The organism is Legionella sp. 39-23 (assembly GCF_001897665.1).
Taxonomy (GTDB): domain Bacteria; phylum Pseudomonadota; class Gammaproteobacteria; order Legionellales; family Legionellaceae; genus Legionella; species Legionella steelei.
Window position 1 is genome coordinate 88864 of the sequence record NZ_MKTO01000004.1, and the last position, 21547, is coordinate 110410.

Genomic DNA, 21547 nt, shown 5'->3' on the forward strand with positions numbered 1-21547 from the left:
AGGACTGATAATGAATAGCGCCTCCGGTTGCAAGCACCCAGGCTACATTGCAGATTATGACTTCTGATTCTTTTCATCCAGTGATTTTAAAAAGGCAAGTTTCTCTGCTATTTTTAGTTCCAAACCACGTGGTACGGGTTTATACCATCCAGGATCCTGCATTCCTTCTGGTAAATAATGTTCTCCAGCTGCATACGCATGCGGCTCATCATGAGCATAACGATATTTTTTTCCATATCCTAACTCTTTCATTAAGCGTGTAGGTGCATTGCGCAAATGAACAGGAACTTCTCGCGATTTATCTCGCTTTACAAAATCCATCGCTTGGTTAAAAGCAACATAGCCCGCATTACTTTTTGCAGCGATTGACAAATAAATGACCGCTTGTGCCAATGCGAGTTCTCCTTCAGGAGAACCTAATCGTTCATAAGTCACTGCTGCATCATTTGCAATTTGGGCGGCACGGGGATCAGCTAGGCCAATATCTTCCCAAGCCATTCTCACAATACGTCGCGCCAAATAACGAGGGTCTACTCCCCCATCGAACATACGACAGAGCCAATAAAGTGCAGCATCCGGATTAGAACCACGCACTGACTTATGCAGCGCCGAAATTTGATCGTAAAAATTTTCCCCACTTTTATCAAAACGCCTGACTTGTTCCGCCAGAGCATTCATTACAAATTCTTTAGTCACATGCACATTATTCAATGCAGTACACGCAGCATGCAATTGTTCAAGGCTATTCAATAATCGTCGTGCATCACCATCAGCAAATCCAATGATTATTTCTAGTGCAGCATCATCGAATTGAATAGGAGATAAAACTGCTTGATATGCTTTTTGAAACAATTGTCTCAACTCTTCATCAGTCAAAGATTTTAAAACATAAACCTGAGCACGCGATAACAAAGCGGAATTCACTTCAAAAGAAGGATTTTCTGTTGTAGCCCCTATAAAAGTGACCAAACCTGATTCGGTGTAAGGCAATAGCGCATCTTGTTGGGCTTTGTTAAAACGATGAATTTCATCGATAAACAATATTGTGTGATTACCGTGGGTTAAATTATCCTGAGCTTGCTCAACCGCTGCACGAATATCTTTAACTCCTGAGAAAACTGCAGAAAGTGCAATCCAGTCGCAATCAAATGCATCAGCAGCAATACGGGCAATTGTTGTTTTACCAACTCCTGGTGGCCCCCATAAAATCATCGAATGAAGTTTTTTACTCGCAAAACTAAGTCGCAAAGATTTACCATCACCCAATAAATGACTTTGCCCAATCACTTCATCCAGACTTTTGGGTCTTAAAAGTTCTGCTAGTGGCGTATTGGGCATTGTCTCAAACAAACTCATTGCTGTACCACATCAACCCCTTTTGGCGTTTTGAATTGAAATAAACTGGTTGCCAATTTCGGGTTTAATTTAATTTCTGATAATCGAACGGTAGTCACTTGGCCTAATTGATCGTATAACTCCAACCCAGTGAGATTATTTTGACGAAATACCAGTTTTATACGTTGAAAATTTGCTTTAGATGATTTTGACTTCAGATCAAAGACCAGGTTATTACCTACAGTACTCTGACTCACATTAAAATCTCGGGTTACGGTGTTATCATAACCACTTAAGAATAAAGCAGCCGTCCCCCCCAAACCTTTTCGTTGTGTTTTAACGGTTACTTGCTCTAAGTCTTTATCATAGACCCAAATTTTCTGACCATCAGCAACCATTAATTGCGCCATCGGTTGTGCAGTTTGCCAACGGAATCGACCAGGTCTTTGTAATGCCATGGTTCCTGATGAAGTAGATATTACCCGATGCTTTGCTTTTACTGTTTGCTTGAAAACAGCTGTCATGGAACGAATTCCATTTAATTTAGCCTGCAGTAACACATCAGGGGTTTCACTAAATACAGCTGTAGAAACACTTAAAAGTAATGCGATTAATATTTTTTTCATAATTAATCCTCCGTCACAGATGACACTAAGACATCTCGATAACCACCATCTAGTGGACCTACAATTCCTGTTCGTTCCATTTCTTCAACCATTCGTGCTGCACGGTTGTAGCCTATTTTTAGACGTCGCTGTACAGCAGAAATACTGGCTTTACGTGTTTGAATAACGAACTCTACAGCTTGATCATAAAGAGGATCATCATCCTCGGCAGATTGTCCATCCTCATCAGAACCACCCTCATTTCCATCCCCAGTCAGCTTTAAAATATCATCAATATAATCAGGCGCTCCACGAGCACGCCAATCATCCGCAATGCGATGCACTTCTTTATCATCAACAAAAGCACCATGAACTCGTAAAGGCGCCCCACTTCCCGGTGCCAAATACAGCATGTCTCCATGCCCTAATAATTGTTCAGCACCTTGTTGATCTAATATAGTACGAGAATCAATTTTTGACGAAACTTGGAATGAAATTCGTGTCGGAATATTTGATTTAATTAACCCAGTCAAAACATCTACCGAAGGTCTTTGGGTCGCTAGAATCATATGAATTCCCGCAGCACGTGCCTTTTGAGCGATGCGTGCGATTAACTGCTCTACCTTCTTGCCCACAACCATCATCATATCAGCCAGCTCATCAATGACGACGACAATGTATGGTAATAGTTCCAACTCTGGAGCTGTTTCATCCATTGAATCAACGGGCTTCCATAAAGGATTAACGATGGGTTGACCATTACTGATCCCTTCGGCGATTTTGCTATTAAAACCTGCCAAGTTTCTTACCCCTAAAGCAGCCATCAATTTATAACGACGCTCCATTTCTTCAACACACCAACGCAAAGCACTGGCGGCCTCTTTCATATCGGTAACAACAGGAGTTAATAAATGTGGAATGCCATCATAAACAGATAATTCCAACATCTTAGGGTCAACCATAATTAGGCGTACCTGGTCAGGAGTTGCCTTAAACAAAATACTTAAAATCATGGCATTAATACCAACTGACTTACCAGATCCAGTTGTCCCTGCGACCAATAAATGAGGCATTTTTGCTAAGTCAACAACTACAGGATGGCCAGCAATGTCCACACCCAGAGCCAAAGTAATTGGCGAATGAGCCTGCTGATATACATCGGCCAATAAAACATCCGAAAGTCGAACAACTTCTCGTGAATGATTTGGCAGCTCCAAACCCACTACAGTCTTACCTGGGATTACTTCGACAACACGTACTGAAATTACAGATAACGAACGAGCTAGATCTTTAGCCAAAGCAGTCAGCTTGCTCACTTTGATACCTGCAGCCAATTGTAATTCGAAACGGGTTACTACAGGTCCTGGATGCACTGCTACTACACCCGCTTGGATACCAAAATCGAGTAAGTGTTGCTCTACCTCTCGTGATACATTCTCCAACTCTTGGTGTGTATATCCCCCCATAGGTTTACCCGGCTCACCTTTGTCTAGCAAAGTTAAAGAGGGCAAATCACCTGAGATGCTTACTTTAGGAATACGAATTTCTTTTACTTCTTTAACTGGAACTGGTTTGACAATTTCAGGTTTTATCTCATGAGTAATTAACGCAGGAGGGGCTATACTCACCTCCTGCTCTTTTTCTGCTCTTGACTTAAATAATTTAGGGGCAGGTTTTTCTCGAGGCATTTTTTGGGGGGGTGTAACCTCATTTGACTTAGTTCGCTCAGTAAATGCCTTAATCAAAAAGGCCGTTTTCTGCACTGCTTTAGAAATGTAATTCACTACGAATAGAGTATAATAACCAATCAGCTCGGTCGCCTTTATCCATGACAAACCAGTCAGCCAGGTAGTACCCACCAAAAGCATCGCTAATAAAACTAAGCTTGCGCCATGCAAATTGAGCATTTGGTACCAACCCCCACCAACAGCTTGCCCAATAAATCCTCCGGCGCCATGGATGGAGTCCAATTGATTCATTTCAGCCTCAAGACTTAGTAAGCCACATCCTCCAGCAAACATAAGCATTAAACCAACGGAACGAAGCAGTAAAACACGTTGATCAAGGCTCTTTAAAGCACGTAAATCTTGTAATAACGCCCAGGAGATATAAACAAAAGCCATCGGTACCAAATATGCAAAATATCCAAATACAAAATAAAGTGCATCCGCAATATAAGCACCAACTTGCCCCCCTGAATTCGCAATAATGGCCCCAGCTCTTGAAGCATGTGACAATCCAGGATCGCTGATTTTATAAGTGAATAATGACAAGAGCACAAAAAGAGCACTTGTTAAAATGAGTATAAAACTACCCTCACTAAGCCGCTTTACAACATAGTTAGGCATATGATTTTTAGAACCTCTCGCTTTTTTTCCTGACTGTTGTTTTTCCATAGGTATTTTCATATCTTTGTTTTTGTCATAATATTCGCCATCTTAACACAAAATATTAAAATATTAAGGAAGGCAGAGACAATGAGCTCAAGCAATCATCATCGCTTAATTATATTAGGTTCAGGACCAGCAGGTTACACCGCTGCGGTCTATGCCGCAAGAGCCAATCTTCATCCAGTTTTAATTACTGGAATGCAACCTGGAGGTCAACTAACGACCACCACAGATGTTGATAACTGGCCTGGAGACATTGAGGGGTTACAAGGCCCTGCCCTAATGGAGCGAATGCAAAAACATGCAGAACGCTTTGAAACCCAAATCATTTTTGATCATATTGTTAAAGCGAATTTAAAACAAGCACCATTTACTCTTCACGGTGATACCGAAACTTATACTTGTGATGCGCTGATCATTGCAACAGGCGCTTCTGCACGTTACCTGGGATTGGAATCAGAATCAGCTTATCAAGGTCGAGGCGTTTCTGCCTGTGCCACCTGCGATGGCTTTTTTTACCGTAATAAAGCAGTTTGTGTTATTGGTGGAGGAAATACTGCAGTTGAAGAAGCACTCTATTTATCAAATCTTGCCTCCACTGTGACTTTAGTACATCGACGAGACAGTCTACGCGCAGAGAAAATCCTTCAGGATAAACTGTTTGAAAAAACACGCAATGGCAACATTAAAGTTATATGGAACTCTACTCTGGATGAAGTGATTGGCGATGATAAAAAAGTCACTGGTGCTTTAATTCGCAATGTACAAAATGATACAAAAGAATTATTAGATGTAGATGGCGTATTCATTGCTATTGGACATACACCTAATACCGATTTATTTAAAGACCAGCTTCTCATGAATAATGGTTATATTTCGATTAAATCGGGGCTAGAGGGGATGGCAACCAGCACGTCCATTCCAGGAGTCTTTGCTTGTGGTGATGTGGCTGACCATGTGTATCGACAAGCAATTACCTCTGCCGGCTTTGGTTGCATGGCTGCTCTTGATGCAGAACAGTATTTGGATTTGAATTTAGGTAAAGTATAGAAACAACGTATGTAGCCTGGGTGAAGCACAGCGAAACCCAGGTTCTGCCAAGAATAAAATTTATCCCTCGGGTTGCGATGCCGATGACTCTGGAGGTGCTTTTTGTTGGCTAAGCATTTTCAGCATAATATCCTTACCCATAGCCTCAACCATTTTCATAAATAAAGGCGGTTTTTTTTCTTGTAAGCGATGCAAATCAGTATAACGCCAATATAAATAATCTACAGGCTCATGTGCATGGATTGTAGTACTTGCTTTCCCATCTCGAAAATAACTCATCTCACCAATAAAGTGATAGGGACCTAGCTCAAGAATTCCCCCCTCTACTTCAATATAGACCTTCCCTTTAGTAATCAACATTAGGTTTTCTACAGGACTTCCCTTAAGTAGTATTTCTTGATTACTGGAAGTCCCTCGATAACTTAATTTAATCAGACGTACAAAATCACTCGTTTGCATACTTGAAAAAAATAAATCTTTTATTTGTTGCAAATCATAAGGCAAATCTCTAGGAATCATATCTCTTAACAAAATACCAATCTGTACGAAATTAATGACTAATGACGCAATTCCCCAATAAGCAACAGGAGGAACATTAGCTAATGCCCCATAAAGCAAAAACGATAAATCAGATAATACAAATATGGTACGAATAAACAGTACTTTCCTGAAGCACAGACTGAGAAGGATTAAAATATTCCCCAAACTATACAAATAATCCAATTGCTTCCTCCAAATCTTGTTTATAATAATTGTAGAATAGAATAATGCTCTGTGAGAGAAAAAATTCCAGATAAATCTAGGAGATTGTATTGAGTTATAATGAAAACTACTCCTTTCCAAATCCTGAAACTAGTGATAATCAAGGTTTATTATTCATTGGAGGTGATTTAACTCCTCAACGTATACTTCAGGCTTATAGCCAAGGAGTTTTTCCCTGGTACGAACCAGGAACACCTATTCTTTGGTGGTCTCCAAATCCAAGACTTATATTACTCCCTACTGAATTCAATATATCGCATAGTTTGCAAAAGTCATTAAAGAAACCTTTTAAGTTCACGATGGATACTGCATTTAGTCAAGTCATTATGGCATGTGCTACCAACCCTGGCCGAATTAATAATACATGGATAACTCAAGAGATGATTGAGGCATATACTCATTTGCATAAAATGGGTTATGCACATTCTTTCGAAGTGTGGTATGAAAATGAACTTGTTGGAGGCCTGTATGGGCTCAGCTTAGGCCGTGCCTTCTTTGGCGAATCCATGTTCCATAAGATGACCGATGCATCAAAAATTGCTTTTTACTATTTATGTAAAACACTGGCAGAATGGAACTTTGATTTTATCGATTGCCAAATTCCCACACATCATTTGCAAAGTTTGGGTGCTAAGATTATTGAGCGCAGAGAATTTCTTCACATGTTGCACCTGTCATTACAACATCCTACAAAACACGGTTTATGGAACATCTTCTAATATTTCAAATAGCAATAACATTGTACTATTATTATACGATATGAGTCGTACATTATCATTCTAGCCTATTATGATCTGAAGGAATGTTAATGTTTGTATTAAACAAGCCGGAGTATTTCCCTATGGAATCAAAACCAGAGTCAAAGGTTCCTGTTATCTTCAGAAAAATTAAAAACGATCAATTACATGTAGTTTTAGAAAACAACGATGCCAAAAAAAAAGAAACTAAAGCTGTTTTTTTAATTAGAGAAGATGATCATTTTCTAGGATTCATGAAAGTTTCCTACTACTCACAAGAACAGGATATGGTAAAAAATCTCCGATTTGGTTTAACCCACGATGGTTGGAAAATGGTTCCTAAGCCTCCTAAAGAACCTGCCTTGACTGATACACTAGAGGTAAAAGCAAAATATATGCATGACAAAGCCAAATTTGATAAGGAAATACAAAGTTTTGCCGATACAGCAAAAACTCTGTTTGACCAAAAAGCCGCCCCAGAGCAAATTAAGATGTTAAGTCATTACTTAAAAGAAGAAGAACACTTTGATCTGAGAGGACTTATTAGGCCGCATCATACGCAAGCAAGTAAAGAGAAGCACTTTTCGGACTATGTCGGCGATGCATTTATAACAACCATGACACCTAAATATCAATAAAGCATTAGGTTCAAACTTATCTTAAAAAATAGTTTCCATAAAATGTCAAGGATCAATGATATAACAGTTAAATTTTGACATGCTTACATTGCCATTTTCTTCATTTTAGTGCAGTATACACGCTATACCCAATAATCATTATAAATTTTGGTACATCACTGAGAGACCTATGGCAAAAGAAGATCATATAGAAATGGCTGGTACCGTTATAGATACCCTACCCAACACCATGTTTCGTGTTGAATTAGAAAATGGACATGTTATCACTGCCCACATTTCTGGTCGTATGCGTAAAAATTACATTAGAATTTTGACTGGTGATAAAGTTAAAGTTGAGCTAACGCCTTATGACTTAACTAAAGGCCGTATCATATTCCGCGATAAAAACTAAGCAACGTCTTATTTAAAAATCTTTTCTTTACAACGTGTGTTTAAGAGAGCAAGCTGTCTTTCAAGCTCCTTTGATAACTGTACATGAAATTGCATAGCCTTCACGAGACAATAAACGAAGGTTGGGCCTTGGCTCAACCTTCGTTTAAATATTAATTTTATAGTGGTAGTACAACTGCCCTACTATAAAGCCTCAAATATTGCAGCAGCTCCCATGCCTGTACCAATACACATGGTTACCATACCATATCGTCCTTTAGTTCTTCTTAAACCATGCAATAAAGTAGCGGTTCTTATCGCTCCTGTAGCACCTAAGGGATGTCCCAGGGCAATAGCGCCACCTAAAGGATTTACCTTGCTTCGAGGTAGATCAAGATCTTTAATCACTGCTAATGCTTGGGCGGCAAAAGCCTCATTTAGCTCTATCCAATCAAGCTGATCTAACGTAATACCTGCTCGCTTTAAGGCAATAGGGATCGCCTTGATGGGACCAATCCCCATAATTTCAGGTGGAACACCAGCTACAGCGTAGCTCAACAATCGTCCGAGCGGTTTTAAATTGTATTGGCGCAAAGCGTGTTCGCTGGCTAGTAAAGCAATGCCAGCTCCATCACTGGTCTGTGAACTATTTCCTGCAGTAACTGTTCCCTTCATGGCAAAAACAGGTTTTAATTTAGAAATGACCTCGTATGAAGTATCTGCCCGTGGTCCTTCATCATCATTGACCCATTTTTTCTTTACTGAAGTTGAGGCATTCGCTAAGTCAGCCTGTCTTACCGTAATTTCCACAGGACTAATTTCCGCTTTAAAGTCACCACGTTGTTGTGCCGCTACAGCTTTTTTATGACTTTCAGCAGCAAACTCATCTTGTTGCTCTCGGGTAATTTCCCAACGTTTTGCAACATTTTCTGCAGTAATCCCCATGCCGTATGCGATCGCAACGTCTTCATTATTAAATATAACAGGGTTTGCTGTGTATTTATTTCCACCTAAAGGTACCATGGACATACTTTCAACACCACCGGCAAGTGCTAAGTGTATATCTCCACAACGTATGGTCTCTGCAGCTGTAGCAATACTTTGTACTCCAGAAGAACAAAAACGATTAATTGTCATTGCTGGAACAGATTGCGGTAAATCAGCAAGTAATGCGGCAATACGTGCCACATTCATACCTTGCTCTGCTTCAGGCATTGCACAACCTATTGCAATATCTCCTATTTCTTGCTGATCCACTGATGGATTGCGCTCCATTAAATTTCTGATCACATGCGCTAATAAATCATCAGGTAAAGTATTCTTAAATACACCACGTGGTGCTTTACCAACAGGAGTACGTAATACGTCAACTATATATACATTAGTCATTTTTTAATCTCCCTTAATTACGTAACGGCTTGCCAGTCTCTAATAAATGACTAATCCGTGCTTGAGTTAATGGTGATGCAGCAAGGGTTATAAAGGCTTCGCGCTCTAATTTGAGCATCCAATGTTCATCAACAAAAGTATTTTGATTGAGATTGCCGCCACAAAGCACTGCCGCCAACTCCGTAGCAATGAAATAATCATGTTGAGAAATAAAACCACCTTCCAACCAATTCACTAAACCAGCTTGTAATCGTGCTTTACCTTCAATTCCAGCGATTTGAAACTGTTTCTTTAAAGGAGGCAGATAATTTTCTGCATGCATCAAATTAATCTTGGCCAAGGCAACATAGAGCACTTCATCAGCATGCATCACATAACTGTCTGTACTGCGTAAATACCCCATCTGCATTGCATCAGCAGCGGAACTTGCAACTTGTGCAGTAGCAATTTGTTGGTAGTAACTCTGAAGTACTGTCATCAAATCGCCTTTAGGAGCCAGATGTGCGGCTCGCATTGCCATTTCTTTGCATCCGCCACCAGCGGGTATCAATCCAACCCCAAACTCAACCAGTCCCGGATAAGCTTCAAAAGCAGCAATTACCGCATCACAATGCATCATTAATTCGCAACCGCCACCGAGAGCACGTCCTCTCAGAGCTGCTACTGTTGGTATAGGACTGTATTTCAAACGTAAAGCCACACGTTGAAATTGGGCAATCATATCGTCCAAAGCTTGCATTTTATTGTCTTTGATTAAATTTAAGACACCTCGTAAATCAGCCCCGGAACAGAAATTGTTCGCGTCTTGTTGATAAATGATCAATCCTCGGCATTGTTTCTCTGCAGTTTCAATCGCAGCTTCCAGTCCATCAAGTACTGATTGCCCAATTGTGTTCGCCTTGCTTTTAAAGCTCACTACAGCGACATCATCTTGTAAATGCCATAAGCGAACACCCTCATTTTCAAAAATTACTGGCGTAGGATGAGCTATTTCTTTAATAACACGGTCAGTAAAAAATTGACGCTTGTAAACAGGCAATTGACTTCGAGGCTGATAAGCACTCATTTGCGGGGAGTATGCACCTTGTTCCGTATAGAAAGCATCGATTTCGAAAAGCCATCCAGGTAATGGTGCTGTGCTCAGTGATGACTTTTCCTTTATAGCCTGGTTAATATACTGTGTCATCTTGGTTAAGTCAGCTAATTGCCATGTTTCAAATGGGCCTTGCATCCAACCAAAACCCCAACGTATCGCCAAATCAACGTCTCGAACATTGTCCGCAATGGCTTCAAGGTGATATGCACAATAATGAAATAAATCTCTGAAGCAGGCAGCCAAAAATTGCGCTTGTTTGTTATCCGAAGTGATCAGCTTTTGCATGCGTACAGCAGGATTAGACTCACCCATAATGGCTTTTAAATCATCATGCACAACAGGTTGTGCTGGCCGATATGTTGTAGATTTAATATCATAAACCTCAATAATCTTGCCATTTTTTCTATAAATACCTTGGCCAGTTTTTTGCCCTAAATGCCCCTCTTTAATAAGAGTAGTAAGCCATTCAGGAAGTTTAAAGCTGTGATACCACGGATCATCTTGCAACTGTTGCTGCATGGTATGGATTACATGTTGCATGGTGTCAAGGCCAACAACATCCATAGTACGAAAAGTTGCTGACTTAGGTCTTCCCAACAATGGGCCGGTTAATGCATCCACTTCGTCCAATCCCATGTCCATAGCAACAGCATGATGCAGGGTTGTTAAAAGTGAAAATACACCTATACGATTACCAATAAAATTAGGTGTATCTTTGGCACGCACGACTCCTTTACCCAAATAACGTGTTAACCAAGTCTCCAAATGATCGACTAATTCCTTATTCGTAGTTTTGGCAGGGATAAGCTCGGCAAGATGCATATAGCGCGGAGGATTAAAGAAGTGAACGCCACAAAAATTTTTCCTATGCACTTCAGGTAAAACGGAGCATAAAGAGTTAATGCTTAAGCCCGATGTGTTACTCACTAAAATAGAGTGTTCTGCTAAAAATGGAGAAATACGCTTGTATAAGTCTTCTTTCCAATCCAGGCGCTCAGCAATTGCTTCGATAACTAAATCGCATGAAGATAAATCAGCGAGGTTTTGTTCGTAGTTACGTGCTTGTAATAACGCCGCAGTTTGGGCTGTTGCAAGCGGAGCAGGTTTTAGCTTACCCAAGTTAGCTATTGCTTTATCGATCAATGCATTTGGGTTTCCTTCTTTGGATGCCAAATCATAGAGTAAGGTTTCAATACCTGCGTTAACACAGTGCGCAGCAATCTGTGCTCCCATAACACCGGCTCCCAGAACTGCAACTTTTTTTATAAAAAAAGGTCCCTGCATTTCTTTTTCCTCGTTAATTAAAAAGTAGCCTGGGTGAAGCGAAGCGTAACCCGGGTTTCTTATTGTGCAAAACAACCCGGGTTACGCTTCGCTTCACCCAGGCTACAATTTAAGGCCTGTTTACATTTCTACCATCTTGAGCCAGAATGGAAACAAGCTCCATACTTCGCGCAGTTATAATTTCAACTATACCAAATCAAAACGAATGCCTTGGGCTAAAGGTAATTCATTTCCCCAGTTTATCGTATTGGTTTGTCGACGCATGTATGCTTTCCAAGAGTCAGATCCAGATTCACGACCACCGCCTGTTTCTTTTTCTCCACCAAATGCACCGCCAATTTCAGCACCTGAAGTACCTATATTAATATTGGCTATACCACAATCACTTCCCCAAGCACTTAAAAAATGTTCTGCATTTTTTAAATTTTGGGTAAACATGGCTGAAGATAAACCCTGAGGTACATGATTTTGTAAAGCAATCGCCTCATCAATTGTTTGAAAAGGCATAACATATAAAATAGGCGCAAATGTTTCTTCTTGCACAATATCCCAATGATTTTTCACATCACATACTAAAGTAGGTTGTACAAAAAAGCCTGGTTGAGGCACTGTTTCACCACCAAAGACGATTCGTCCCCCTGCTTCTTTGATGCGAACGATTGCTCGATTAAATTGATCTACCGCTTGTTTATCAATCAGAGGCCCCATCAAATTCACCTTATCTAAAGGATCACCAATTGTTATTTGCTCATAGGCAAAACATAAACGCTCAACAACATAATCATACTTAGCATGGTGGACAAATAAGCGACGTGTAGAAGTGCATCGTTGTCCGGCTGTACCTACTGCTCCAAAAACAATCCCTGGAATTGCTAAATGGAAATCGGCGGACTCATCAAGAATTATCGCATTATTGCCCCCTAACTCTAAAATAGTCTTTCCTAATCGGGATGCAACTTTTGCAGCAACTTGCTTACCTACAGCTGTTGAACCAGTAAAAGAAATAAGAGGGATACGTTGATCATTAACAAGCGCTTCAACTACATCATGGTCAGATGGAATAACTAAACTAAATATTTCAGGACAATCATTCGCTCGTAACACATCATTGCAAATATGTTGCACTGCTACAGCACACAAAGGCGTCTTTGCTGAAGGTTTCCACACAGTGACGTTACCACAAATCGCAGCAAGAAAAGCATTCCAAGACCAAACTGCAACTGGGAAATTAAATGCTGAAATAACCCCGACAATGCCATATGGATGCCATTGCTCATACATTCTGTGTTGGGGACGCTCAGAATGCATTGTGTTACCATACAACATTCGTGATTGACCTACTGCAAAATCAGCTATATCAATCATTTCCTGAACTTCACCATCCCCTTCTTGCTTGGACTTACCCATTTCTAAAGAAACCAAACTACCTAAGGCATCTTTATGCTCACGTAAGGCTTGACCAATTTGTCTTATTATTTCACCTCTTTTAGGAGCAGGAACTTTTCTCCATTCATGGGCTGCATGCTGAGCACGAGTCATTACCTCTTCATAATCTTTCATAGTGCAGGTTGCTATTTCGGCAAGCTTTTCACCATTTGCAGGATTATAAGAGATTAATTTATGTTCATGAACTCCACTTTGCCAACCCTGACCACTATAGGCACCTGGATTAACTGCATGAATTTTCAAACGTTTTAATATGTCCATTCATTATCTCCATAGTAACCCGGGAACTCTACGAACCCGGGAACAGTAAACGACACTCCAGGTTACGCGTAGTAACGGCCAAAGCGATTTTCTAACACGGCAGACAAGTGGAATTTTTCCTGTAAGACCAGGCCTTTATATTCATTAGATTGTCCCAATACCAAATCCACCACAGCACAAACACCGGAGGCAGTACTGATTTGAATTGCAGACCATTCCAAACCACGAATTTCCGCAGGATAAATCTTTTTCACGTAATTTTTTTCCGTCAACTCACCACGCTTCATTCCTTCAACGGAAACATAAACAATAACAAGATCTTGATAAGTTTTGGGAATAGCGTTTTCCAAAATGCGTTTTAAAGTAGGCCTGTCTTGATTTAATCGCAAGTCGTTCATTAATAAGCGCATCTTTGAACAATGGCCTGGATAACGCATTGTTTTATAATTCATGGTTTGTACTTTACCCGCATGCATCTCCGCCAAACTTCCCAGTCCACCAGAGGTATTAAACGCTTCGTATTCACAACCATCAATTTGGATCGTTTCTAATCCTTCTAAAGGCGCCAAAGTGACTGCTTTTCCGTATTTAATTGCATAACAAGGGTTACCGTATTCATTGATCACCCCATCAGTAGACCAAGTTAATGAATATTGGAGTGCATTGTTTGCATTTTGCGGTAGTGCGCCTACACGTAATTTCACATGGTAGTTCTCTTCAAACTCCTGCATGAGACTATTTGCTGCGATACTGATAAATCCAGGAGCTAATCCACATTGAGGCACAAACGCAGTTTCTGCATCAAGAGCTATCGCCTTTACTGCTTCTGTAACTGCTGTATCTTCTGTGAGATCAAAATAATGTGCTTTTGCAGCTTTTGCAGCTTCAGCAACATAGGTATTTAAAAAATAAGGAAGGCTTGAGATAACAGCAACAATATTATGCTTTTCCATGTAAGCTTGAGTTGACTGTTTATCACATACATCTAAGGCTACTGTTTTAATTTGGGGTACCGCTTCCAACAGCCTTTTTACATCTGATCCATTAAAATCGATATCAACTAAATGGACCTGGTAAGAACCGCTGTCTGATAATAAACAAGCGATTAAGCTACCAATTTTCCCTGCACCAGTAATCATTACATTATACATTTAATCCCTCTCCATTATAAAACGCGATCATCCTACACAAAATATTAGGAATTGGATAGTGGCTGTTTACAATTCTACTACCTTGAAAAAATGCTGATTTTTTATGCATGCCACTATGTAAATATCAGGTGTATACTGCATTTAGGTGCTCTAAAACCCAGCATTCTGGTTCAATCTAACAATTTGTATACAACCCGAGTATTCGCTAATCTCATACCTAAAAAGTTCAAAATGCTTTTTTAAATCGAGTTATTCCAATTTTTGATCCATAATGTTGGGAACTGTTACATTTAATCTATTCTTGGATTTGGCAAAAGGAACTTGTCATGAATAAATCAAAAAAAAATCATCCAAAATCCGTTGAAAATATACGGAACCTCAGATCATCTGAGTCAGAACAAGGGGACTACGAAGGACTTAGTTTTGATAGATTATTCCACGCGACAATCAGTCAATTGAGCAACTGGACGTCGCCCGGAACACTCCTGATGTCTTTTGCAGATTGGTTAATCTATTTATATTTCTCACCGGCAAAACGAGCCGATTTAAATAAAAACGCACTCAAAAAACTTGGGCATTTATTACAATACATCCACCAACAAACCCAAGATAAATGTGCACCTTGTGTTGAGGTACGTCAAACAGATCATCGCTTCCAAAATGAGCTGTGGGCAAAGTTTCCATTCAATATCTATACCCAGTCATTTTTATTAACCGAAGAATGGTGGAACGATGCAACGACACATCTTCGTGGTGTTTCCAAACATCATGAAAATATTGTTAATTTTGTCACGCGCCAAGTTTTGGATATTTTTGCCCCCTCAAATGTTCCTGCAATGAACCCCGAAGTAATCACGACAACAATGAATGAAGGAGGCATGAATTTTATCAAAGGATGGAATAATTTTCTTGAAGACATTACTCGGGAACTGAATAACACCCCGCCTGCAGGCAGTGAAAAATATAAAGTTGGAGAGAATATTGCGGTAACTCCAGGAAAAGTTATTTACAGGAATCGTTTAATTGAACTTATCCAATACGAACCAACAACACCTACCGTTCATCCAGAGCCTATTTTGATCGTTCCTGCATGGATCATGAAGTATTACATACTTGATCTTTCGCCAAATAATTCCATGGTTAAATACTTAGTAGATAAAGGACATACCGTATTTATAATCTCCTGGAAAAACCCAACCTCTGAAGATAGAGACTTGGATTTTTCTGATTATGCACAACTTGGAGTGATGGATGCTTTAAAAACAATAAACCAAATTATTCCACAACAAAAAATTCATACTGTAGGCTATTGTATTGGAGGAACCTTATTAACTATGGTTGCTGCACAAATGGCCGCTAATAATGATAATCGATTAAAAACAATGACGCTGTTTGCCTCACAAACCGACTTTGAGGATGCCGGCGAACTGCAGCTATTTATTGACGAAAACCAGCTTACCTACATTGAAGACATCATGTGGGAAAAAGGTTATTTAGACGGATCGCAAATGGCCGGTGCATTTAGTATGTTACGGTCCATAGATTTGATTTGGTCGCGCGCTGTTTATGATTATTTGCTGGGCAAACGACAAACAGTAAATGATTTGATGGCATGGGATTATGATACCACAAGAATGCCCTATAAAATGCATAGTGAGTATTTGCGCCATTTGTTTTTAAACAATGACTTAGTTGAAGGACGTTTTAAGATTCTTAATAATAATATAAATCTTGCTGACATACAGCTCCCAATTTTTTCAGTAAGTACCATAAAGGATCACATTGCGCCATGGAAGTCCGTTTATAAAATTCATTACTTTACTGATAGCGAGATTACTTTTGTGTTAACTAACGCAGGCCATAATACTGGGATTGTTAATGTGCCCGGTGAGCCTGGACGAAGTTATCAAATACTAACTCATAAAAGAAATGAGAAACATTTGGCCCCTGACATTTGGTTAGAAAGAGCCCCTCACTTTAAAGATTCTTGGTGGCCCACATGGGAAAAATGGCTTGCAGATTACTCAGGCTCCAAAAAGAAACCACCTAAGCTAGGTAACCCTGAAAAAAATATAAGCGTAATTTGCGATGCTCCAGGGACTTATGTGCTGAAAAAATAAAATAACTTACTTGAGTATCGTTCAATATACAGCAAATATGGCTTTTCATTGAACGATAAGGATTAATTGCTAAAATAACTCACTAATTCTTGACCTAAATAGAGGACTCCATTATCTTATCGTTTTATAATTTATTCATAACCCATGAAGCCAACCGCTTTAGCCAATCCTATTTCATTGAATTCCTCCATTCATCTTGGCTATATTAAATATTTTTTTGTGTTCATGGCAGGACTGATAGCGCCTTTTGGTTTTGCACCTTTTCACATACCAGGGTTGATACTTTTAAGTTTGGCATTTCTCTATTCAAGCCTCCAGAATTGCTCTAGAAAACAAGGTTTTTCTTTAGGATTTTTTTATGGGATGGGTTATTTTGGATTTGGGGTTTCTTGGGTCATAGTCAGTATTCATGACTATGGACAACTCAATTATTTTCTTGCCGGGTTAATTACATTAATTTTCATTATGTACCTTGCACTCTTCCCTGCTCTAGTAGCTTATCTATATAAATTGCTAGAGTTCAAAAATCGCAAACTGATGTCTTTAACTCTATTTTGTGTCTTATGGTGTTTGAGTGAATATTGTCGTGCTACATTATTTACTGGATTTCCCTGGCTATCAGTAGGCACACCACTCATTGATACACCAATAAAATACATCGCACCTATTCTAGGAGTTTATGGATTAAGTTTAGTATGTGTCCTTATTGCGGCATTACTCACTTTAGCCGTGACACAAAACTCAGCCAATCGTTACTATTATTTAATCACCATTGTACTGATTCTTATCGGCCCGATGTTGTGCAAAAACATTTCATGGTCACAGATCAAAAAAGAACCAATTAGTATTGGTGCCGTACAAGCCAATTTATCCATGCGCGATAAATGGGATGAAGCCTTATTTTGGAACTTACTAAAATATTATGAAAACTCAATTAATAAACTTTTGGGAAAACAATTAATTATTTTGCCTGAGTCAGCCATACCGCTACCCGCAAGCTATTTGGATAAATATTTACTTAAACTGAATAACAAAGCATTAAAGGCAAAAAGTGCGCTTATGTTAGGTATTTTACAACCTACAAATGATTCAGAAACAAATTACTACAACTCAGTCATTACACTCGGGCAAGCAAAAGGGAAAAAACTCAAACGTCATCTAGTTCCTTTTGGAGAATACATTCCCAAACCTCTGGTGACGATTAATCATTGGTTGAACTTACCAGAACCTAATTTGTTGCCAGGAAAAAGAAAACAATCTCTAATTCGCATTGAAAACCATCCAATAGCAAGCCTCATTTGTTATGAGATTGCATATCCCAATATATTGCGTGAACAAATGCCCCAAGCCCAATGGATCGTTTCAATCAGTGACAATGGCTGGTTTGGGCATTCACTGGCTAGTTACCAACAATTACAAATGGCGCAAATTCTTTCTCTACTTACAGGGAGATATCAAGTAGTCGTTAATAACGATGGTCTATCATCAGTCATTGATGCCAATGGGGACATAATAGAAAGCCTTCCTCCTTTTAGTCCTGGCCTCCTAGAAAGCAGTGTCTTTCCGGCAGAAGGTTTGACCCCATGGATTATTTGGCATGAGTACCCATCCCTCATTTTTTGCACAATTTTCCTTGTTTTTATACTTTTTATTCAACTTCGTCGCTTATTCCGGTAATAATCTATTGCTGGCAGACACAAGAGGAGTTATCCTTAGCGATTTAGAGTCACTTAAAAAAATTGGACTATGGATAATACCTATATACCACAAGAAGTTGAGGAACAAGCTCAACAGTATTGGCATAAAAAACAATCATTTAATGTTTCAGAAGATTTAAACAGAGAGAAATTTTATTGTTTATCCATGTTCCCCTACCCAAGTGGAACATTACACATGGGGCATGTTCGCAACTATACCATTGGAGACGTTATTGCTCGTTATCAACGTGCTTTGGGCAAAAATGTGCTTCAACCAATAGGTTGGGATGCATTTGGTTTGCCCGCTGAAAATGCGGCCATCAAAAACGGAATTCCACCCGCTGAATGGACTAAAAAAAATATAGAGTCTATGAAAAAGCAATTTTTACGTCTAGGCAATGCTTATGATTGGAGACGTGAAATTTGTACTTGTGCACCTGAATATTATCGATGGGAACAGTGGTTTTTCATTCGCTTATTCGAGAAAGGTTTAGTCTACAAAAAAAATGCCGTAGTAAATTGGGATCCTGTAGATCAAACTGTTTTAGCAAATGAACAAGTCGTTGATGGGCGTGGCTGGCGCTCGGGTGCACTTGTTGAGCGCAAAGAAATTTCTCAATGGTTTATTAAAATTACTGCTTATGCGGATGAATTACTTAGCTCACTGGATACTTTGGACGAATGGCCCGCGCAAGTAAAACAAATGCAACGCAATTGGATTGGTCGTTCCACCGGTACTGAAATTCATTTTAACGTCAATAATTATCCTAAACGATTAAAAATATACACAACACGACCTGATACTTTAATGGGCGCAACCTATCTTGCAGTAGCAACAGATCACCCCATCGCTAAAGAAGCAGCAAGTAATCGTCAGGATGTCAAAGAATTTATTGACAGCTGCCAAGGCACCAAAATGGCTGAAGCAGAACTAGCTACCATGGAAAAACGAGGTGTAGCTACAGGCATGACAGCAATCCATCCCGTGACCGGCGAAGAGCTGCCTATATGGGTTGCAAATTTTGTACTCATGCAATACGGCTCAGGTGCTGTAATGTCGGTACCTGCACACGATCAAAGAGATTGGGAATTTGCACACAAATACCAGTTACCTATTAAAGAAGTCATTAAGCCTGCAAATGACGTCAAGCACGACTTCAATGCATCTGCCTACACTGGGGAAGGTACACTGATTCATTCAGGCCAGTTTGATGGATTAAGCTCTACTCAAGCAATAGAGACTATAACCAATTTCCTTGAAGAACATGAAGCAGGTAAAGCAACAATTAACTATAGGCTACGTGACTGGGGTGTATCGAGACAACGATACTGGGGTACTCCTATTCCCATGATTTTATGTGAACAATGTGGTACCGTGCCCGTTCCTGATGAAGAGCTCCCCGTAGTCCTTCCAGAAAACGTAATATTTACTGGAGCCGGCTCACCATTAGCTCAATGCCCAGAATTCGTCAATGTTAGCTGTCCAAAATGCGGCCAGGATGCAACTCGTGAAACAGATACGTTTGATACTTTTGTTGAATCCTCTTGGTATTATGCTCGTTTTGCATGTAAAGGTCAGGAAAATGCAATGCTTGATGACCGCGCAAAATATTGGACTCCTGTAGACCAATATGTTGGTGGTATTGAACATGCAGTAATGCATTTACTTTATGCCCGCTTTTTCCATAAATTAATGCGTGATGAAGGTTTAGTAAATTCAGACGAACCATTTAAAGCTCTATTAACGCAAGGCATGGTTTTAAAAGACGGACATAAAATGTCAAAGTCCGTAGGTAATGTTGTCGACCCCAATCATCTGATTGATACCTATGGTGCGGATACAGCCCGATTGTTTGTTATGTTTGCTGCCCCTCCTGAACAATCTTTAGAATGGTCAGATGCAGCAGTAGAAGGTGCTCATCGCTTTCTAAAGCGAATTTGGACTTTTGCTCATCAACATCAAAATATGTTCATGGAAGTAAATGATATCATTCTAAGTGGTAATGGACATGTGAACTGGCAACAAGCTGAAAGTCGTTTAAAGAAATCACGTCATGTTGTACATCAAATCCTTGCACAAGCAACTCACGATTATGATCGGAACCAGTTCAATACCGTGGTTTCAGGATGCATGAAACTGTTCAATGAAATATCTAATTACGCTATAGAAACGGAAGAAGATAAATTCTTTATTCATTCCAGCCTAAGTATCCTGTTGCGATTATTAGCACCTATAACACCTCATATCGCACACCACATATGGCAACAATTAGGCTTTGAAAAAGCAATTATTGATGCTAATTGGCCGAGAGTAGATAAAGGTGCTTTAAAAACTGATGAAGTAGATTATGTGGTTCAGGTTAATGGAAAATTAAGAGCCCAATTTACCGCCAGTGTTGATGCTACAGAGGAAACTTTAGTTGCTGTAGCAAAACAACATGCCAAAGATTTTCTTGTCGATAAAACAGTAAAAAAAGCAATTGTTGTTGCACACAGACAATTGATTAATTTGGTTGTTGGCTAATGAAGGATTATTGCTCTGGCTCATCTAATGTCCCGCATCTGCTACAAAAAAAAGCTGCGGGACAGCAAAAAACCCATTTATTTTCAATATTACGAGGTACCGTTTCTTTTTTGCTCATATTATTACTGTCAGCTTGTGGTTTTCATCTGCGAGGTGTAAGCAGTATACCTAGTTGGCTTAATAACGTGGCCATCATTTCTGAAAATAATGACAAGCAGTTTGTCTCAATATTAGAATCCCGGCTCGATGGAGCAAAAATTCAAGTTAACTCAGATCCTTCTCATGCACAATATTGGCTCATTGTGAATGAAGTGAGCCTACAACAACAGATTATCAGTGTGGGAGCAAGCACGAATCCCAGACAATATACTTTAACCCTCACTGTAGTATTTGCACTGAAAACACGTGCAGGTCAAGTTATAGGAGTTCCTGGTCAAATAAGTATTTCTCGTGAACTTACATTAAATAATGACCGAATCCTTGGCTCTAAAGACGAGGAAAGTATTTTAATTGGAGAAATGAAGCAAGATGCAGTAACCCAAATGATTTATCGACTGAGTCATTTGTCCCCTCCTCCACTAGAGAAAAAAAGATAGCTTAAAGAGGGAAAAGTAAGTAACTTAGGAGATATTGGCATACTAGTATCAATGGATACTAGATTACGTGCTTCTCTTCATCCAATCTTATATGAAC

The 21547-nt window shown here is 39.6% G+C and carries 16 protein-coding genes; 8 read left to right on the forward strand and 8 right to left on the reverse strand.

The annotated features are described in order from the left end of the window. Positions 1-54 precede the first annotated feature (54 nt). From BGO44_RS01560 to BGO44_RS01570, 3 genes are read right to left on the reverse strand one after another with little or no spacing between them, the layout of a single operon-like run. Complete coding sequence (locus tag BGO44_RS01560) at positions 55-1356, reverse strand: replication-associated recombination protein A (RefSeq protein ID WP_058512421.1); 1302 nt, start codon at positions 1354-1356, stop codon at positions 55-57. Further along, complete coding sequence (gene lolA / locus BGO44_RS01565; protein WP_058512420.1) at positions 1353-1961, reverse strand: outer membrane lipoprotein periplasmic chaperone LolA; 609 nt, start codon at positions 1959-1961, stop codon at positions 1353-1355. The genes BGO44_RS01560 and lolA overlap by 4 nt, the downstream gene beginning before the upstream one ends. Before the next feature lie 2 nt (positions 1962-1963). Beyond that, on the reverse strand, positions 1964-4336 hold the full coding sequence (locus BGO44_RS01570; RefSeq protein ID WP_273199196.1) for a DNA translocase FtsK: 2373 nt from the start codon (positions 4334-4336) through the stop codon (positions 1964-1966). 81 nt (positions 4337-4417) lie between these two features. Between BGO44_RS01570 and trxB the strand changes: the two genes are divergently transcribed. Continuing rightward, the gene (gene trxB / locus BGO44_RS01575; protein WP_058512418.1) at positions 4418-5380 is read left to right on the forward strand and encodes a thioredoxin-disulfide reductase; all 963 of its coding nucleotides are present in this window, start codon (positions 4418-4420) and stop codon (positions 5378-5380) included. Between the two features lie 60 nt (positions 5381-5440). Here the strand turns inward: trxB and BGO44_RS01580 are convergent, their stop codons facing one another. Further along, the gene (locus tag BGO44_RS01580; RefSeq protein WP_058512417.1) at positions 5441-6103 is read right to left on the reverse strand and encodes a cyclic nucleotide-binding domain-containing protein; all 663 of its coding nucleotides are present in this window, start codon (positions 6101-6103) and stop codon (positions 5441-5443) included. Between the two features lie 89 nt (positions 6104-6192). On the opposite strand from BGO44_RS01580, the gene aat reads away from it, so the two are divergent. The 3 genes from aat to infA all read left to right on the forward strand — a co-directional run bounded on the left by aat (position 6193) and on the right by infA (position 7908). Continuing rightward, positions 6193-6861, forward strand: coding sequence for a leucyl/phenylalanyl-tRNA--protein transferase (aat, locus tag BGO44_RS01585; RefSeq protein WP_273199193.1), 669 nt, complete (start codon positions 6193-6195; stop codon positions 6859-6861). 89 nt (positions 6862-6950) lie between these two features. Beyond that, a complete protein-coding gene (locus BGO44_RS01590) occupies positions 6951-7517 on the forward strand; it encodes a hypothetical protein (RefSeq protein ID WP_237760528.1) in 567 nt (188 codons plus the stop codon). Positions 7518-7686: 169 nt separating this feature from the next. Continuing rightward, positions 7687-7908 carry a translation initiation factor IF-1 gene (gene infA / locus BGO44_RS01595; RefSeq protein ID WP_019233117.1) on the forward strand — a complete coding sequence of 74 codons (222 nt, stop codon included), beginning with the start codon at positions 7687-7689 and terminating at the stop codon, positions 7906-7908. A 182-nt stretch (positions 7909-8090) separates the two neighbouring features. Here infA and BGO44_RS01600 read toward each other — a convergent pair whose 3' ends face one another. From BGO44_RS01600 to BGO44_RS01615, 4 genes are all read right to left on the reverse strand, one after another. Then, on the reverse strand, positions 8091-9275 hold the full coding sequence (locus BGO44_RS01600) for an acetyl-CoA C-acyltransferase (RefSeq protein WP_273199181.1): 1185 nt from the start codon (positions 9273-9275) through the stop codon (positions 8091-8093). A gap of 13 nt (positions 9276-9288) precedes the next feature. Continuing rightward, positions 9289-11655, reverse strand: coding sequence for a 3-hydroxyacyl-CoA dehydrogenase/enoyl-CoA hydratase family protein (locus tag BGO44_RS01605; RefSeq protein ID WP_273199179.1), 2367 nt, complete (start codon positions 11653-11655; stop codon positions 9289-9291). Between the two features lie 186 nt (positions 11656-11841). After that, positions 11842-13362, reverse strand: coding sequence for an L-piperidine-6-carboxylate dehydrogenase (amaB, locus tag BGO44_RS01610; RefSeq protein ID WP_273199176.1), 1521 nt, complete (start codon positions 13360-13362; stop codon positions 11842-11844). A gap of 62 nt (positions 13363-13424) precedes the next feature. Continuing rightward, the gene (locus BGO44_RS01615; RefSeq protein ID WP_058512412.1) at positions 13425-14513 is read right to left on the reverse strand and encodes a saccharopine dehydrogenase family protein; all 1089 of its coding nucleotides are present in this window, start codon (positions 14511-14513) and stop codon (positions 13425-13427) included. Between the two features lie 326 nt (positions 14514-14839). Between BGO44_RS01615 and BGO44_RS01620 the strand changes: the two genes are divergently transcribed. The 4 genes from BGO44_RS01620 (at position 14840) to BGO44_RS01635 (ending at position 21450) form a co-directional block, all read left to right on the forward strand. Beyond that, complete coding sequence (locus BGO44_RS01620; RefSeq protein WP_058512411.1) at positions 14840-16633, forward strand: PHA/PHB synthase family protein; 1794 nt, start codon at positions 14840-14842, stop codon at positions 16631-16633. Positions 16634-16777: 144 nt separating this feature from the next. Further along, the gene (gene lnt / locus BGO44_RS01625) at positions 16778-18310 is read left to right on the forward strand and encodes an apolipoprotein N-acyltransferase (protein ID WP_273199172.1); all 1533 of its coding nucleotides are present in this window, start codon (positions 16778-16780) and stop codon (positions 18308-18310) included. Between the two features lie 69 nt (positions 18311-18379). Beyond that, entirely contained in the window at positions 18380-20854 is a 2475-nt protein-coding gene (leuS, locus tag BGO44_RS01630) for a leucine--tRNA ligase (RefSeq protein WP_273199169.1), read from the forward strand. Further along, positions 20854-21450 (forward strand): LPS-assembly lipoprotein LptE, encoded by a 597-nt coding sequence (locus BGO44_RS01635; RefSeq protein ID WP_273199166.1) that lies wholly within the window; start codon positions 20854-20856, stop codon positions 21448-21450. The genes leuS and BGO44_RS01635 overlap by 1 nt, the downstream gene beginning before the upstream one ends. Positions 21451-21547: the final 97 nt, after the last annotated feature.

Bases quoted from the DNA above. Each gene is read 5' to 3' on its own strand.
- BGO44_RS01560 (WP_058512421.1), bottom strand. From the start codon at position 1,356: ATGAGTTTGTTTGAGACAATGCCCAATACGCCACTAGCAGAACTTTTA.
- lolA (WP_058512420.1), bottom strand. From the start codon at position 1,961: ATGAAAAAAATATTAATCGCATTACTTTTAAGTGTTTCTACAGCTGTA.
- BGO44_RS01570 (WP_273199196.1), bottom strand. From the start codon at position 4,336: ATGGAAAAACAACAGTCAGGAAAAAAAGCGAGAGGTTCTAAAAATCAT.
- trxB (WP_058512418.1), top strand. From the start codon at position 4,418: ATGAGCTCAAGCAATCATCATCGCTTAATTATATTAGGTTCAGGACCA.
- BGO44_RS01590 (WP_237760528.1), top strand. From the start codon at position 6,951: ATGTTTGTATTAAACAAGCCGGAGTATTTCCCTATGGAATCAAAACCA.
- infA (WP_019233117.1), top strand. From the start codon at position 7,687: ATGGCAAAAGAAGATCATATAGAAATGGCTGGTACCGTTATAGATACC.
- BGO44_RS01600 (WP_273199181.1), bottom strand. From the start codon at position 9,275: ATGACTAATGTATATATAGTTGACGTATTACGTACTCCTGTTGGTAAA.
- BGO44_RS01605 (WP_273199179.1), bottom strand. From the start codon at position 11,655: ATGCAGGGACCTTTTTTTATAAAAAAAGTTGCAGTTCTGGGAGCCGGT.
- amaB (WP_273199176.1), bottom strand. From the start codon at position 13,362: ATGGACATATTAAAACGTTTGAAAATTCATGCAGTTAATCCAGGTGCC.
- BGO44_RS01615 (WP_058512412.1), bottom strand. From the start codon at position 14,513: ATGTATAATGTAATGATTACTGGTGCAGGGAAAATTGGTAGCTTAATC.
- BGO44_RS01620 (WP_058512411.1), top strand. From the start codon at position 14,840: ATGAATAAATCAAAAAAAAATCATCCAAAATCCGTTGAAAATATACGG.
- lnt (WP_273199172.1), top strand. From the start codon at position 16,778: ATGAAGCCAACCGCTTTAGCCAATCCTATTTCATTGAATTCCTCCATT.
- leuS (WP_273199169.1), top strand. From the start codon at position 18,380: ATGGATAATACCTATATACCACAAGAAGTTGAGGAACAAGCTCAACAG.
- BGO44_RS01635 (WP_273199166.1), top strand. From the start codon at position 20,854: ATGAAGGATTATTGCTCTGGCTCATCTAATGTCCCGCATCTGCTACAA.